This is a genomic window from Aminobacter sp. UC22_36 (genome assembly GCF_044056035.1).
Classification (GTDB): Bacteria; Pseudomonadota; Alphaproteobacteria; order Rhizobiales; family Rhizobiaceae; genus Aminobacter.
This window is the reverse complement of record NZ_CP171996.1, coordinates 3,041,730-3,056,214: the sequence shown is the minus strand read 5'-3', so window position 1 is coordinate 3,056,214 and position 14,485 is coordinate 3,041,730. Positions and strand designations below refer to the sequence as shown.

The following is a 14,485-nucleotide window of genomic DNA, read 5'->3' as shown; positions in this document are numbered from 1 at the left end:
ATATGCGGCGTCATAGGCGCTTGAGCCGGGCTTACGGCTTTCTCCTCAGAGAGACTGGTTGCGTCTGTTTTCACCCCTTCCGGCGACGGAAGGCGGCGAAATAGACCCGCGGCATGAGGCCAGCGGGCACGACAGCGCAGCCGAGCGGACGGTCGTCCGCCGCCTTGTCGTTTCACGAGAGATTGAGGCCGGCAGGTTGCGCCCTGCCGCCATTGTTGTTTGTGGCGGATAGCCGTCGCACGAAAGAAGAAGATATTGACGAATGAAATCAATGCGGAGCTGAACGGCTTCGCCAAACTCGGCATTACCGGCGTGCTCCTCAAGGCCACCCAGATGGCCGGGTTCAACGAGCCCAAGCCGATCCAGGTCGAGTCGATCCCAGCGCAGCTGGCCGGCCGCGACATCCTCGGCATCGCCCAGACCGGTTCCGGCAAGACCGCAGCATTTTCGTTGCCGATCCTGTCCAAGATCATGGCGCTCGGCACCAAGCGCCGGCCCAAGACGGCGCGTGCGCTGATCCTGGCGCCGACGCGTGAGCTCGCCGTGCAGATCGAAGACACCATCAAGATCCTCGCCAAGGGCGCGCATGTTTCGACCGCGCTGGTCCTCGGCGGCGTATCGCGCTTCTCCCAGGTCAAGAAGATCGCTCCGGGCGTCGACATCCTGATCGCCACCCCGGGCCGTCTGACCGACCTCGTCCGCGAGGGTGACCTGGTGTTGGCCGACACGCAGTGGCTGGTCCTCGACGAGGCCGACCGCATGCTCGACATGGGCTTCATCAACGACGTCAAGCGCATCGCCAAGGCGACCGCGCGCAACCGTCAGACCGCATTGTTCTCGGCAACCATGCCTGCCGAGATCGCCGAATTGGCGCAAGGTCTGCTCAAGGATCCGATTCGCGTCGAAGTTGCCCCGCAGGGCACCACGGCCGCTGAAATCCGTCAGAGCATCATTCTCGCTCGCACCAAGCAGAAGCGTCAGATCCTGGCAAAGATGCTGGCCGACGAAGCCATGACTTCGGTCCTGGTCTTTGCCCGCACCAAGCATGGCGCCGATCGCGTCGTGAAGGACCTGGATCGCGATGGCTTCGCCGCTGCCGTCATCCACGGCAACAAGTCGCAGAACGCCCGTCAGGCAGCGCTCAACGGCTTCCGTGCCGGCAAGGTCCGCATCCTGGTTGCCACCGACATTGCTGCGCGTGGCATCGACGTTCCGGGCATCAGCCACGTCGTGAACTTCGACCTGCCTGACGAAGCCGAAAGCTACGTCCACCGCATCGGCCGTACCGGCCGCAACGGCGCCAATGGCGTTGCTGTCACGCTGGTCGACCCTTCGGAAAACTCCAAGCTGAAGCAGGTTGAGCGCATCATCCGAATGAAGCTGACCATCGATGCCGACCATCTTGGCGAGCCGGATCCGGCGCGTCCAGCTGGTGAGCCGCGCAGCTTCGTGCCGGCCAACGATCGTGGTGACCGCGAGGAACGCCGGCCCAGCGGCCAGCGCCCGCGTGGCAACAATGGTGGCAAGCCGAAGGGCGATCGCCCGAATGGCAATGCGCCCAAGAGCGGCAAGCGCCGCTTCGGCGCACGCAAGCCGAACACACGCGCAGCGTAATCTGTGCAGCAGATCGGGCCGGCTTGGTCCATTTGCTGACATGGCATGAATAGGTTAGGGCGGTCGGGGCGGTGCTTCGGCCGCCCTTTCGTTTGAGGGGACCGCATGGCCGGAATAGCGACGCTTGCAATCGCTTATGTGCTGTCCCAATTCTACCGCTCGTTCATGGCGGTGCTGACACCGGCACTGACCGCGGAGCTCGGCGCGACCAAGGCGGAATTGTCCTTTGCCTCCGGTGCCTTCTTCATCACCTTCGCCCTGGCGCAATTTGCCATCGGCGTTTCGCTTGACCGTTTCGGTCCACGCCGCACAGCCTCGACGCTGCTTCTGCTCGGCGGCGGGGGCGGGGCCTTTGTCTTCGCATCGGCTACGGCTCCCTGGATGGTGATCGCGGCGATGGCGATGATCGGCATCGGTTGCGCGCCGGTGCTGATGTCGTCGCTGTTCATCTTCGCCCGCACCTTTTCCATCGCCCGCTTTTCAGTGCTCGCCTCCTGGATGGTCGCCTTTGGCACGGCTGGCAATGTTATCGGCGCGGCGCCACTGGCTCAGGCCGCCGAGGCGTTCGGCTGGCGGCCGGTCATGGCGGGGCTAGGCGTCATCACTATTGTTGCAGCGCTTGCCGTACTGTTTGTGGTGCGCGATCCGAAATCGCCTGACGGGGTCGAGAATGGCAATGCCGGCTTTGGCGGCTATCTCGAGCTGCTGCGCATGCGCGTTTTGTGGCCGATCATTCCGCTCACCGCGATCAATTATGCGCCAACGACCGGTATCAGGGGGCTGTGGTCGGGACCTTATCTCGTCGATGTCTACGGTGCCGACGCGCTGTTGATCGGGCAGGTGACGTTCTTCATGGCACTTGCCATGGTGGCTGGTGCCTTTGTCTATGGCCCGCTCGACACGATGTTTCGAACCCGGAAATGGGTTGCCGTCATCGGTAACACCATCGGTCTCGCGGCGATCCTCTATCTCGCGCTGAATGTCGTCTCAGACCTAACGACAGTCACGATCATCTTCGTCATCATCGGCGTAACCGGCAGCAGCTACGGGCTGTTGATGGCGCATGCCCGCGCTTTCCTGCCGCCGCATCTGATCGGACGCGGCGTGACGCTGATGAATTTCTTCTCCATCGGTGGCGTTGGCGCGATGCAGTTCGCAACAGGCGCTGTCGTTACGGCCAGTGCGGTGCCGGGTGATGCGACCGCAGCCTATTCGGCATTGTTCTGGTTCTACGTGATGATGCTCGGGGCCGCGATCGTCATCTACCTGTGGGCGCGCGACGCCAAACCCGAAACGGTGGCCAAGGCTGACAAGTCAGTCGAAGCTTGAGCGCCTGAGATAGACCAACGGTTCGGACTTCCAGCGCGTAGCGATGCGCAGCGCTTTTTCCCTGAGCGGGCGCGGCAGCAGGAACAGCAGCTTCATCGCCCATGTCAGGCGGCGCGGGAAAGTGACCTCGAAACCGCTGTTGCGTATCGCCTTGCAGATCCGCTCAGCGGCGGCGTCGACAGGCATCATTGCCGGCATGTAATAGGCACTTTTTTCGGTCAGCGGCGTGTCGATGAAGCCGGGGTTCATCACCTGCGTGCGGATGTTCATCTTGTCGAAGTCGAACTTCAGCGCCTCGGCCATGACGTTCACCGCGGCCTTGGTGGCGCCATAGGCGGCTGTCGTCGGCCAGCCGAAATAGCAGCTGATCGATCCCATGAACACGACATGCCCGCGGCCGCGATTGCGCATCCGCTCGATCACCGGCACCAGACCGTTGATGACGCCGAAGACGTTGACGGCAAAACTCTGGCGGAAGGCCTCCACGTGCAGGTTTTCGCCTGTTACCGGCTTGTAGGCGCCGGCATTGAAGATCGCGAGCACGATCGGGCCGGCCTGTGCCTCGATGGCAGCGACGGCGGCTGCCATGCCGGCTTCGTCGGTGACGTCGGAAGGGAACGACAACACGCGGCCCTTGAGGTCCACGGTCTCCTTGATCAGCGTGTCGATCGGATCATCGGGACGGACGGTGACGGCGACGGTGTAGCCCTCGCTTGCCAGCAATCGGGCCACGCTGCGGCCGATACCGGTGCTGCCGCCCGTTATCCACGCGACCCCATGTTCTGGGTCGGCCCGGTATGTGCTCACTTAAAACCTCTGGGCAGTAGTTTCTCGCGTAGCTCTAGCGGTGTGGCATGCATATGGAAAGGCTGTTTTAGGCAGGGCCATGTTGATGGTGCAACTGCTGGTCCAAGGAGAGAGCTTGCGCGCGTTGACGCGCAGATGCGACTGGTCCAGAGAATTTCATCCCTTGAAAGCGCGGGCTCACATTTCTAGGGTTCTCAGGCGAATTAGGAAGGAATCTTCATGCGCTCGGTGATCGATGCCATCGGCAACACGCCTCTCATCCGGCTCAAGCGGGCCTCCGAGGAAACCGGCTGCGAAATACTTGGCAAGGCCGAGTTCATGAACCCGGGCCAATCGGTCAAGGATCGTGCTGGCTTGTTCATCATCCGCGATGCCGAAAAGCGCGGCCTGCTCAGGCCCGGTGGCGTCATTGTCGAAGGCACCGCCGGCAATACCGGCATTGGTCTGACCGTGGTCGCCAAGGCACTCGGCTACCGCACCGTGATCGTCATTCCCGACACGCAGAGCCAGGAGAAGAAGGACGCGCTTCGGCTGCTCGGCGCCGAACTGATCGAGGTGCCGGCGGTGCCCTACAAGAACCCGAACAACTATGTGAAGGTTTCCGGGCGCCTGGCAGAGCAATTGGCGAAATCCGAGCCGAACGGTGCCATCTGGGCCAATCAGTTCGACAACGTTGCCAATCGCGAAGGTCATATCCGCACCACGGCCGAGGAGATCTGGCAGCAGACCGACGGCAAGGTCGACGGCTTCGTTTCGGCGGTCGGTACCGGCGGCACCCTTGCCGGTGTGGCCATTGGCCTGAAGGCCAGGAGCGCCGCAGTGAAGATCGCGATTGCCGATCCGCTGGGTGCCGCCCTTTACAGCTACTACACCTCGGGCGAACTGAAGGCTGAGGGCAGCTCGATCACCGAGGGCATTGGCCAGGGCCGCATCACCGCCAATCTAGAGGGGTTCACACCTGATTTTTCCTACCAGATCCCTGACGAGGAGGCGCTGCCGATCGTCTTCGGGCTGATCCAGGAAGAGGGCATCTGCGTCGGCGGCTCCACCGGCATCAACATCGCCGGCGCGATACGGCTCGCACGCCAGCTCGGTCCGGGGCATACCATCGTGACCGTGCTTGCCGATTTCGGCACGCGCTACCAGTCCAAGCTGTTCAATCCGGATTTCCTGCGCAGCAAGAGCCTGCCGGTGCCGGCCTGGATGGAGAGCGAGCCGCATATCACGGTTCCGTTCGAGCAGGTGGCGTGATGGCATTTTCGACCGAGGCGGTCTTTCGCGACGATGCTTATCTGCGCGAGACCGAGGCCAGTGTCGTTGGCGTCAACGAGCGCGGCGGCGTCATCCTCGACCGGACGATCTTTTATGCCACCTCGGGCGGCCAGCCTGGCGACACTGGCTTGCTGACGCGCGACGACGGCAGCCGGATTTCCATAGCTGCAACGATCACCGGCGAGAGCAAGGAAGAGATCATCCACGTGCCGGCCCTGGATCAGGCAGTGCCTGAAATCGGTGAGCGGCTGAAGCTTGCGATCGATTGGCCGCGGCGGCTTCTGCTGATGCGCATGCATGCCGCCTGCCACCTGCTGACGGTCGTATGTCCATATCCGATCACTGGAGCGGCGGTCGGCGAGGAGGATTCGCGGGTTGATTTCGACATTCCCGATGCCGGCTTCAGCAAGGAAGACGTGACCGCCCGGCTGATGGAGCTCGTCCGCGCCAACCACCCGATTTACAACAGCTGGATTTCCGACGCCGAACTCGCCGCCAATCCGACGCTGGTGAAGTCGAAAAACGTGCGCCCGCCATCGGGAACCGGCAAGATCAGGCTGGTCTGCATCGGTGACAATGCCTCGATCGACAGCCAGCCCTGCGGCGGAACCCATGTTGCCAGCACAGCCGAAATTGGTGAAATCCACATCGGCAAGATCGAAAAGAAGGGGCGCGAACCGCCGCTTCCGCATACGCTTCGGCGCGAAGCCTGCCAATTGAACCTGGAGAAATAGCCATGGGCGACAAGAGCGCTTTCGTCATCGATGCGGATTGGCTGGAAAAGCGGTTGGGAACGCCGGGCCTGTCGATCGTCGACGCCTCCTGGTACATGCCGGCGCAGAAGCGCGACCCGCGTGCTGAACATGATGCCGCCCACATTCCAGGCGCGGTGTTTTTCGACCAGGATCTGGTTGTCGATCCTGATTCAGCCTTGCCGCACACATTGCCATCGCCTTCTTTGTTCGCGCGCTTCGCCGGCTCGATGGGCATTTCCGCCGACGATACCATCGTCATTTATGACGGGCCGGGCTTTCAGACAGCACCGCGCGTCTGGTGGATGTTCCGCATCATGGGCGTGTTCCAGGTCTACATTCTCGACGGCGGCTTCGACCGCTGGAAGGCGGCCGGACGGCCGGTGACGGCAGAGCCGACCAAGACCGCTCCAGGCGTGTTTCATGTCGACTACGACGCTTCCCAGGTCGTTTCGCTCGCCGAGATGCGCAAGATCGTCGACACCGGCAGCGCCCAGATCGCCGATGCGCGTTCCGCCGGGCGCTTCGAGGGCACCGATCCCGAGCCGCGTGCTGGCTTGCGCTCCGGCCACATGCCTGGCGCACGCAGCGTGCCGTCGGTGACGCTGTCGGAGAATGGCGAGCTTCTACCGCTCGACCGGCTGAAGGCAACGCTCGAGGCGGCGGGCCTCGACCTGTCCAAGCCAGTGGTCACCTCCTGCGGCTCTGGTGTCACCGCTGCCGTCATCACGCTTGCGCTGCAATCGCTCGGCCATGGCGACGTCAGGCTTTATGACGGCTCGTGGACCGAGTGGGGCGGCATGTCCGACACGCCTGTCGTGACGGGGAAAGCATGAGCATGGCCGCCGACCGCAGCGAAAATATCGAGGTGACGGTCACATTCCTGGAAATGCATGTGCCGCCGGCCTATACGCCGCCGCTGCCGGTCAATCGCCAGATCGCGCTGCTCAAGACCCGCGACATCCCGTTGCACTATTATCGCTATCTCACCGACAGGGTCGGCCGCAAATGGCACTGGGTCAACAGCCTGAGGCTCGACGATGACGAACTCGCCGCCGGGCTGCACCGCGAGGACCGGGACATCAGGGTGCTCTATCTCGATGGCGCCCCGGCCGGGTTCATGGATATCAAGCCGCATCTGCCCGATGAGGTCGAACTCGCCTATTTCGGCATGATGGACCACGCCACGGGGCAAGGTATCGGACGCTGGTTCCTAGGCGCGGCGATCGCCGCAGCGTGGTCCTACAGACCGCACAAGGTAACGGTGCAGACCTGCACGCTCGATCATCCGGCGGCGCTGCCGCTGTACCAGAAGATGGGTTTTTCGCCGGTCGCGCAAAAGACCGAGACGGTGCGGACCATGACCTTCGCCGAGCGCTCGGCAAGCGTGATGCGGCCATGATCGCACACAACCCCGGCTGAACCACCCGTTCATCGCTTCTTCAGGTTGGTTCTGGCATTTTCCGCGCATCAGATCCGGCCTGAAGGTCGAATTATGCAAGGAGAATGAAGATGTTGAACCGCCGTACGCTTGCTGCCGCGCTGATCGCCGTGCTTGCCGCGCCTTCTCTCGCTGCCGCGCAGGCGACGACGCCTTCAGCGTCGCAGATCGAGCGCCAGCTTCAAGCCGCGCCGACAACCAAGCTCAAGCCCAACCAGCGCGTCACCGTCCGCGAATTCAAGCGCCGGCCTGACCTGCGCCGCATGGCGCCGTCGATCGACATCCAGTCGATCAACTTCGCCTTCGGTTCGGCCGAGGTGCCCTATTCGCAGTATGGCAAGGTCGAGAACATCGCCAACGCGCTCGATCGCATTCTGCGCCGCGATCCCGATGCGCGTGTGCTGATCGAAGGCCATACCGATGCGGTCGGCTCGTTCGGGTCAAACCAGGCATTGTCCGAGCGCCGCGCCGCGTCGCTCAAGCAGACGCTGGTGCGCGAGTTCGGCATCCCACGCTATGCGCTGGAAACAGTAGGTTACGGCGAAGAGTTCCTGCTGGTGCCGACCCAGAACGAGAACTGGCGCAATCGCCGCGTCACGCTGCGCCGCTACGATGCCTTCATCCGCTAGCATCTGATCGCATCACCAATGGAGCCCGGCTTGCGAGAGCCGGGCTTTATTTGCGTTTTTTGCTATGGTATACAATATACCAAATCGGAGGATGGGTGATGACGATCAAGGTAGTGATGGCCGGCGCCACCGGCTGGGTTGGCAAGGCGCTCATCCCGGCGATACAGGCGCAAGGTGACATGCAGCTTGTCGGCGCGGTCGCGCGCAGGGCAGTAGGTCATGACATCGGCGTGGCCACGGGTGGCCAGCCGACCGGCCAGCTTCTCAGCGGCACGCTCGTCGAGGCGCTGCATACACCCTGCGACGTCGTCGTCGACTACACCAAGCCGGTGGCGGTGAGGGACCACGTCATGCTGGCCATTTCCCGCGGCCGTCACGTCGTCATCGGCACTTCGGGCCTGAGGGCTGCGGATTATCGCGAGATCAATGCCGCCGCCCGTGCCAACGGGGTCGGTGTCGTTGCCGCCGGCAACTATTCGATCACCGCGACCTTGATGAAGAAGTTCGCGCTGATGGCGGCGCAATACGTGCCCGATGTCGAAATCATCGACTATGCCAGCGCACGCAAGCCGGACGCGCCATCTGGAACCGCGCTCGAGCTGGCCGAGACGCTGTCCGAAATTCGCGGCGCGCCGACGGCATTGCCGACGTCGGAGGTTTATGGCCACCCGGAAGCGCGTGGCGCGACGATGGGCGAGGGAACGGCGGTGCAGGTCCATTCGCTGCGCCTGCCGTCCTATCAACTGTCCTGCGAGGCGGTCTTCGGATTGCCGGAGGAGCGCCTGACCATCCGCCACGACGCTGGTACTTCGGCCGTGCCCTATGTTGCCGGCACCTTGCTGGCCATCCGACGTGTGCGCGAATTCACCGGCCTGGTCAGGGTGCTCGACGCGCTGATGGACGAAACGCTCTCGGTGTAGGAAATCGGGTGGGCGCAAACCACCACTCGCCATAGCTTGCGGCAACCGATCAACAAGGATTGCCGCCATGACCATTCTTTTCCAGGCTCTGCCCACCGAAACGGTGAAGGCCCTTCAGCAGGGCGGACCTGACGCTTATGGCATGAAGCCGGAGCGCAAGATCTCCGATGGTGACGGCGTGCCGTGTCGCCATTGCCTGGCCAATGTCGCTGCCGGCGAGGCCTATCTCATCCTTGCCTATCGTCCATTTCCGGCGTTGCAGCCTTATGCCGAAACCGGGCCGATCTTCCTGCATGCCGAGGAATGCCTCCGTGCGGCGGAGACCAGCGAATTGCCCGAACTGTTCACCAGGACAAGGGACTACATCCTGCGCGGTTATGGTGCGGACGATCGGATCGTCTACGGCACCGGTGCGGTGACCCCGACACCCGAGATCCCAGGTCGCGCCGCTGAACTGCTTGGGCGCGCTGACGTCGCCTACGTGCACATGCGCTCGGCAAAGAACAATTGCTACCAGTGCCGCATCGAGCTCGACGAGCCGGTCAGATCAACTGGCGCCGATATCTGACTGAACTGCAAACAAAAAACCCGCCGCATCGCTGCGGCGGGTGGGGCCGTTTGCCTGAAACGGTCTCAGTTAAACTTGTATTTCGCGCCGACGCGGACGGTGTGCGAAGACGGCTCAAGTTGAACAAATCCGGTGTCGAAATCGAGGTCGCCATACTTCGAGTAGCGATACTCAAGATTGACGGCAGTTTTTTCGCTAATTGCCACTTCGAAACCGCCGCCGACAACAAACCCGCTAGCGCTGTCGTCCAGTTCCATCGAGGGGCCTAGTCCAGACGCCGAAAGTTCGAAATTCTGCCAGCCATAGCCTGCCAAGGCATATGCCAATGTGGCATCCGACATCTTCAGGCCAACGCGCGCCAAGAGATCAAAGCCATAGTCCGCTTTGAACTCCAGTTCGCCGGAAAGGAAAGCTAAGCTGCTCGAAATGCCGCCATAACGAGCGTCGGCAACGAGGCCCACCACCCAGTTCTCGCCGATCTGATGGTCATATCCGACGCTCAGCTCGCCGAAAACTCCGTCACCGCTGAGGGGGATAAAGCCTGAATCCGATGCGTCAGTGAGCATGGCTCCGGCTCCGGCAGAGCCACCAATATAGAAGCCGGACCAGTTGTAAGCTGGTGCGCTGAAAGTTGCAGCGGTGCCATTCGATCCACCAAAACGATAGTTCGCGCCAATCGAGAAGGTGTGCGTGGAGGTGTCGAGTGCAAACTCCCCTGTTGGTGCACCAAGCGCTGGCAAGGGATCAGCCGCACCATAGTCCGAGTAGCGATATTCTGTCTTCAGTGTCCAGTTACCAGTAAGCACAGTCTCCATGCCTGCGCCGACGAAATACCCGTCAACACCCCAATCTGTATCGCCTATTGCTACTGGAGCCCTGAATTCCATGCGCTGCCAGCTGTAGCCACCAACAACGTAGCCGAGAGTGGATGGTGCCAACAAATATCCCAGGCGCAGTCCGGCATCGAAGCCGTACTTTCCGCCGATTTGGACATCCGGGTCGAAGATGAAGCCCTGGCTCTGAATTTTTCCGATCCGGGCGTCGATCAGCGCACCAACAAGCAAACGATCACCAACGAGGTGGTCGTATCCCAACGACAGTTCGGCGAAGGCGCCGTCCCCTCCAAATGCGTTGATTGAGGCCAACGAGGTGGGCGACATTCCGGTCAATGCTGCCCCGACACCGCCGCCGAAGCCGACATAGATGCCGCTCCAGTTGAAGCCTGCCGCCGGTGCTTCCGCTACCGAGTCGGCAGCGAATGCCGCCTGACCGATCGCACCAGCCGACGCAGCGCCCAGCAGGAGCACCCGCAAAGTCTTGCCAAATGTCATAATTCACTACCCCGCCTTACCCCAATATCGCTTTGCTAGCACGTGTAGGTTGCCTGTTGTGCAGCTAAAATGTCACACCAACAGGCAATTTAAAGTCCGGGCATGAGTGTCGTGACCAGGAAATGTCCCAAAACGCCAATGGCTTGGCAGCAAAACCTGCTGCGCCTCGGCGATGACAGGCAGCAAAGCCAGCGTCGCCACTCAGGTTGTACCAGGAACAAGCGTTTTGATGCCCGATGCTGCGACCCACGCCGGCATTCATGGCATGACTGCGTTACGTGCGATGCAGCTAAGACGCCACGATCGGGTCGAGCCCTCGACTATTTTTGGGTGCATTCTGTGGAAGCAGGGCAGGTGACAAGCCGAAGGACACGAAAAAGCCCGCCGCATCGCTGCGGCGGGCTTTTTCGTTCGTCTGAAAAGGCTCTTAGTTGAATTTGTACTTCGCGCCGACGCGGACGCTGTGGAAAGCCGGCGTCGACTTCCAGAAGCCTTCGAACATCTCTTCGCTCTGGTAGCGCGAGTAGCGGTATTCGAGGTTCACCGTCACGTTGTTGGTTACCGCTGTTTCCAGGCCACCACCGACCGTGAAACCGCTGGAGCTCCAGTCGATCTTGTCCACCGGGGAGCCCATGATGCCAAGACCTTCGGCCGTGAAATGCTGCCAGCTGTAGCCGCCAAGCGCGTAGGCAAGCGTCGACTCGTTGAGCTTGGCACCGACGCGAGCGACGATATCGAAGCCGTAGTCGGTCTTGCCTTCAAGCGCATCGCCGCCAAAGGCAAACATTTGGGTCGCCAGGCCAGAGTAGCGCCCTGCGACCTGCAAGCCCGCAACCCAGATGCCATTGAACTCGTGGTCGTAACCGACGTTCAGCTCGCCAAATGCGCCCTGGCCGCCGATGCCTTTCAACATAGTGAAGCCGGCGATATTGATTTCGTCGTTCTTTGCAACAGCGCCGAGGGCACCGCCGACATAAAAACCCGTCCAGCTGTAGGCAGGTGCGGCAAAGGATGCGCCGCCACCGTTCTGGGCGCCGAAGCGGTAGTTGGCGCCAACGTGGAACGTATGAGTGGACGGTTCAACCTCGAGGTCCGTGCCGCCCATGCTGACAACGGCTTCGTTGCCGTAGTTGGCGTAACGATACTCCGACTTCAATGTCCAGTTGCTGCCTATGGCGGTTTCCAGGCCAACGCCGAGGACGTAACCGTCGCGGTCCCGTTCATTGTCGGTCGACGGGCCAAAGGACGTACCGTTCAGCTCGAAGTGCTGCCAAGTATAACCGCCAAGAACATAGCCAAGCGTATTGGGGGTCAGCAGATAGCCGGCCCGCGCCGCAACATCAAAGCCATACTTGCCTTCGAGTGTTACCTCGCCGGGGCCGACCGCATTTTCAATGGAAAAGCCGATGTTGCCGACACGCGCATCGACGAAGGCGCCGAGCAGAAAACGTTCCGACACCATATAGTCGTAGCCGGCGGTCGCTTCAGCAAATACGCCGTCGCCGCCAAAATCCGGAAGGCCGAACGTGCCGCCTGCGCCGACTTGCTCCATCTTGCGTTCCACCGCCCCGACACCGCCGCCAATGCCGACATAGATGCCGCTCCAGTTGAAGCCAGTTGCTTCCGCCAACACTGCATCGGCAGCTTGCGACGCCGAGACGATTGCCACAACTGAAGCCGCGCCGAGCAAGAGCGCCGAAAAAGACCCACCAAATTTCATAATCACTACCCCACTGCCAATGCCGCTTTGTGGCACGCGAAGGCTGTTGGCGCTGCGACTAAAATATCACAGTGATGTCAAAATGAATTGTTCTGGGAGGTTGCACCAGCACTTCTGCTGAAATGCAACGTCATTTCTGGTTTGGCCACAGTCAAAAACAAGTAGAGCCTGTCGTATCGCTACGACCGGCTCTACTGTTGGATTTCGCTGAATCAGGCAGCCAGCGCGGACTTTGCTTCCGTCATCTCGTAGCCAAGTGCTTCGGCGACCGCGCGATTGGTAATCCGTCCGCGGTGGACGTTGAGGCCGTTGCGCAGATGCGGCTCGTCGGCGAGGGCTTTCAGGCCGCGATCGGCGAGCGCAAGGCCGTAGTGCAGCGTGGCGTTGTTGAGCGCATGCGCTGAAGTGACCGGAACTGCACCCGGCATGTTGGCAACGCAATAGTGGATGATGCCGTCGACCTCGTAGGTGGGGTCGGCGTGCGTGGTTGCGTGCGAGGTCTCGAAGCAGCCGCCCTGGTCGATGGCGACATCGACCAGCACCGCTCCCTTTTTCATGCCTGACAGCATTTCGCGGCTGACCAGCTTTGGCGCGGCGGCTCCGGGGATGAGCACTGCGCCGATGATCAGGTCGGCGGAGAAGCATTCCTCCTCGAGTGCCTCGACCGTCGAGTAGCGCGTGTGCACGCGGCCGGCGAACAGATCGTCGAGCTGGCGCAGACGCGGGATCGAGCGGTCGATGATGCTGACGTCGGCGCCAAGCCCGGCTGCCATGCGTGCCGCATGCAGGCCAACGACGCCACCGCCGATGACCGCGACCTTGCCCGGCAGCACGCCCGGCACGCCGCCGAGCAGCACGCCGCGGCCACCATGGGCCTTCTGCAACGCCGTCGCGCCGGCCTGGATCGCCAGGCGACCAGCGACCTCGGACATCGGCGCGAGAAGCGGCAGGCCGCCGCGCTCGTCGGTCACCGTCTCATAAGCGACGGCGGTCACACCCGAGGCAAGCAACCCCTTGGTCTGCTCCGGATCCGGCGCGAGGTGGAGATATGTATAGAGGATCTGGCCGTCGCGCAGCTGCGCCCACTCCCTGGGCTGCGGCTCCTTGACCTTGACGATCATGTCGGAGCGGGTGAACACCTCTTCGGCGGTCCTGGCGATCTGGGCGCCGGCTGCTCGATAGGCATTGTCGTCGGCCCCTATGCCCGAGCCGGCACCGGTTTCGACCAGGACCTCGTGGCCGTGGGCGACATATTCGCGGACCGAGCCGGGCGTCAGCCCGACACGGTATTCATGGTTCTTGATTTCTCTGGGGCAACCTACGCGCATCTTCCTGCTCCTCCGCAGCCATTTTGGCTTTCTCCCTGATGACGAAGTCAATCACGAATCGTTCCGAATATGTTTGCGAAAACGGTTGCGCTACCATGGGTTGTTCGTTAATTTTTGCGCGCATCCTCTGTATTATCGAAGGAAATTCGAAGAATGCCGTTGGACAGGATCGATATCGCCATTCTGGACGCGCTTCAGAAGGATGGACGGATGCCCAATGCGGCACTGGCCGAAAAGATTGGGCTGTCGCAGTCGGCCTGCTCGCGCCGCCTCGACAACCTCGAGAAGTCGGGCATCATCAGCGGCTATCACGCCCGTCTTTCGAATGTCGCTCTCGGTCACCAGATGACGGTGATCGTCCACATTTCGCTGTCGGGGCAATTCGAAAAGACGCTTTCGGATTTCGAGGTCGCGGTAAAGCGTTGTCCCAACATCCTGTCATGCCACCTGATGTCGGGTGAGTATGATTACATCCTTCGCATCGCCGCCCGCGATCTGCCCGACTATGAGCGCATCCACAAGGAATGGCTGTCGGCGATGCCGCATGTCACCAAGATCAATTCATCCTTCGCCTTGCGCGAGATCGTCGATCGCACGGTGATGGGGATAAGGCCGGAACTGCTCTGAGCGGCGCCAGATACCAGGCTGAAATCGGTAGCATCGCGCTGGACCAATCCATTCTCCACAGACTGTCGCGAGGCTGTCATGCGAGTCGGCTGGAACTCGTACGGATTTTGGCGCAACATTTGATCTTTGGGACGCCGGCTAAATACT

13 protein-coding genes and 1 pseudogene are annotated in these 14,485 nt (G+C 61.6%); 10 read left to right on the top strand and 4 right to left on the bottom strand.

The genetic code is table 11. From position 1 onward, the window contains the following. Positions 1-255: 255 nt before the first annotated feature. Both ACHMW7_RS18320 and ACHMW7_RS18315 read left to right on the top strand, forming a co-directional pair. Positions 256-1,614, top strand: a complete 1,359-nt coding sequence (locus ACHMW7_RS18320) for a DEAD/DEAH box helicase (RefSeq protein ID WP_395446983.1) — start codon at positions 256-258, stop codon at positions 1,612-1,614. 105 nt (positions 1,615-1,719) lie between these two features. Beyond that, positions 1,720-2,943 carry an MFS transporter gene (locus tag ACHMW7_RS18315; protein WP_395446982.1) on the top strand — a complete coding sequence of 408 codons (1,224 nt, stop codon included), beginning with the start codon at positions 1,720-1,722 and terminating at the stop codon, positions 2,941-2,943. Here ACHMW7_RS18315 and ACHMW7_RS18310 read toward each other — a convergent pair. Then, on the bottom strand, positions 2,929-3,750 hold the full coding sequence (locus ACHMW7_RS18310) for an SDR family NAD(P)-dependent oxidoreductase (protein WP_395446981.1): 822 nt from the start codon (positions 3,748-3,750) through the stop codon (positions 2,929-2,931). The genes ACHMW7_RS18315 and ACHMW7_RS18310 overlap by 15 nt on opposite strands. A 219-nt stretch (positions 3,751-3,969) precedes the next feature. Between ACHMW7_RS18310 and ACHMW7_RS18305 the strand changes: the two genes are divergently transcribed. The 7 genes and pseudogenes from ACHMW7_RS18305 (at position 3,970) to ACHMW7_RS18275 (ending at position 9,332) form a co-directional block, all read left to right on the top strand. Next, positions 3,970-5,001 (top strand): cysteine synthase A, encoded by a 1,032-nt coding sequence (locus tag ACHMW7_RS18305; protein ID WP_395446980.1) that lies wholly within the window; start codon positions 3,970-3,972, stop codon positions 4,999-5,001. Next, positions 5,001-5,742 (top strand): annotated as a pseudogene (locus tag ACHMW7_RS18300) (alanyl-tRNA editing protein). Before ACHMW7_RS18305 ends, ACHMW7_RS18300 begins: the two are co-directional and overlap by 1 nt. Before the next feature lie 16 nt (positions 5,743-5,758). Then, positions 5,759-6,610 carry a 3-mercaptopyruvate sulfurtransferase gene (sseA, locus tag ACHMW7_RS18295; protein WP_395446979.1) on the top strand — a complete coding sequence of 284 codons (852 nt, stop codon included), beginning with the start codon at positions 5,759-5,761 and terminating at the stop codon, positions 6,608-6,610. Positions 6,611-6,612: 2 nt separating this feature from the next. After that, positions 6,613-7,176, top strand: coding sequence for a GNAT family N-acetyltransferase (locus ACHMW7_RS18290; RefSeq protein ID WP_395446978.1), 564 nt, complete (start codon positions 6,613-6,615; stop codon positions 7,174-7,176). Positions 7,177-7,286: 110 nt separating this feature from the next. Then, positions 7,287-7,844 (top strand): OmpA family protein, encoded by a 558-nt coding sequence (locus ACHMW7_RS18285; RefSeq protein WP_184774267.1) that lies wholly within the window; start codon positions 7,287-7,289, stop codon positions 7,842-7,844. Between the two features lie 98 nt (positions 7,845-7,942). Further along, positions 7,943-8,764 (top strand): 4-hydroxy-tetrahydrodipicolinate reductase, encoded by an 822-nt coding sequence (gene dapB / locus ACHMW7_RS18280; protein WP_395446977.1) that lies wholly within the window; start codon positions 7,943-7,945, stop codon positions 8,762-8,764. Positions 8,765-8,831: 67 nt separating this feature from the next. Next, positions 8,832-9,332: a DUF1203 domain-containing protein gene (locus ACHMW7_RS18275; RefSeq protein WP_395446976.1), complete on the top strand. Its 501-nt coding sequence runs from the start codon at positions 8,832-8,834 to the stop codon at positions 9,330-9,332. Positions 9,333-9,397: 65 nt separating this feature from the next. Here the strand turns inward: ACHMW7_RS18275 and ACHMW7_RS18270 are convergent, their stop codons facing one another. The 3 genes from ACHMW7_RS18270 to ald form a co-directional block, all read right to left on the bottom strand. After that, positions 9,398-10,663 (bottom strand): outer membrane protein, encoded by a 1,266-nt coding sequence (locus ACHMW7_RS18270; RefSeq protein ID WP_395446975.1) that lies wholly within the window; start codon positions 10,661-10,663, stop codon positions 9,398-9,400. Between the two features lie 427 nt (positions 10,664-11,090). Continuing rightward, a complete protein-coding gene (locus tag ACHMW7_RS18265; protein ID WP_395451358.1) occupies positions 11,091-12,296 on the bottom strand; it encodes an outer membrane protein in 1,206 nt (401 codons plus the stop codon). A gap of 299 nt (positions 12,297-12,595) precedes the next feature. Continuing rightward, on the bottom strand, positions 12,596-13,711 hold the full coding sequence (gene ald, locus ACHMW7_RS18260) for an alanine dehydrogenase (protein WP_395446974.1): 1,116 nt from the start codon (positions 13,709-13,711) through the stop codon (positions 12,596-12,598). A gap of 153 nt (positions 13,712-13,864) precedes the next feature. Here ald and ACHMW7_RS18255 point away from each other — a divergent pair, with 153 nt between their 5' ends. Further along, positions 13,865-14,338 (top strand): Lrp/AsnC family transcriptional regulator, encoded by a 474-nt coding sequence (locus ACHMW7_RS18255; protein ID WP_214385829.1) that lies wholly within the window; start codon positions 13,865-13,867, stop codon positions 14,336-14,338. Positions 14,339-14,485: the final 147 nt, after the last annotated feature.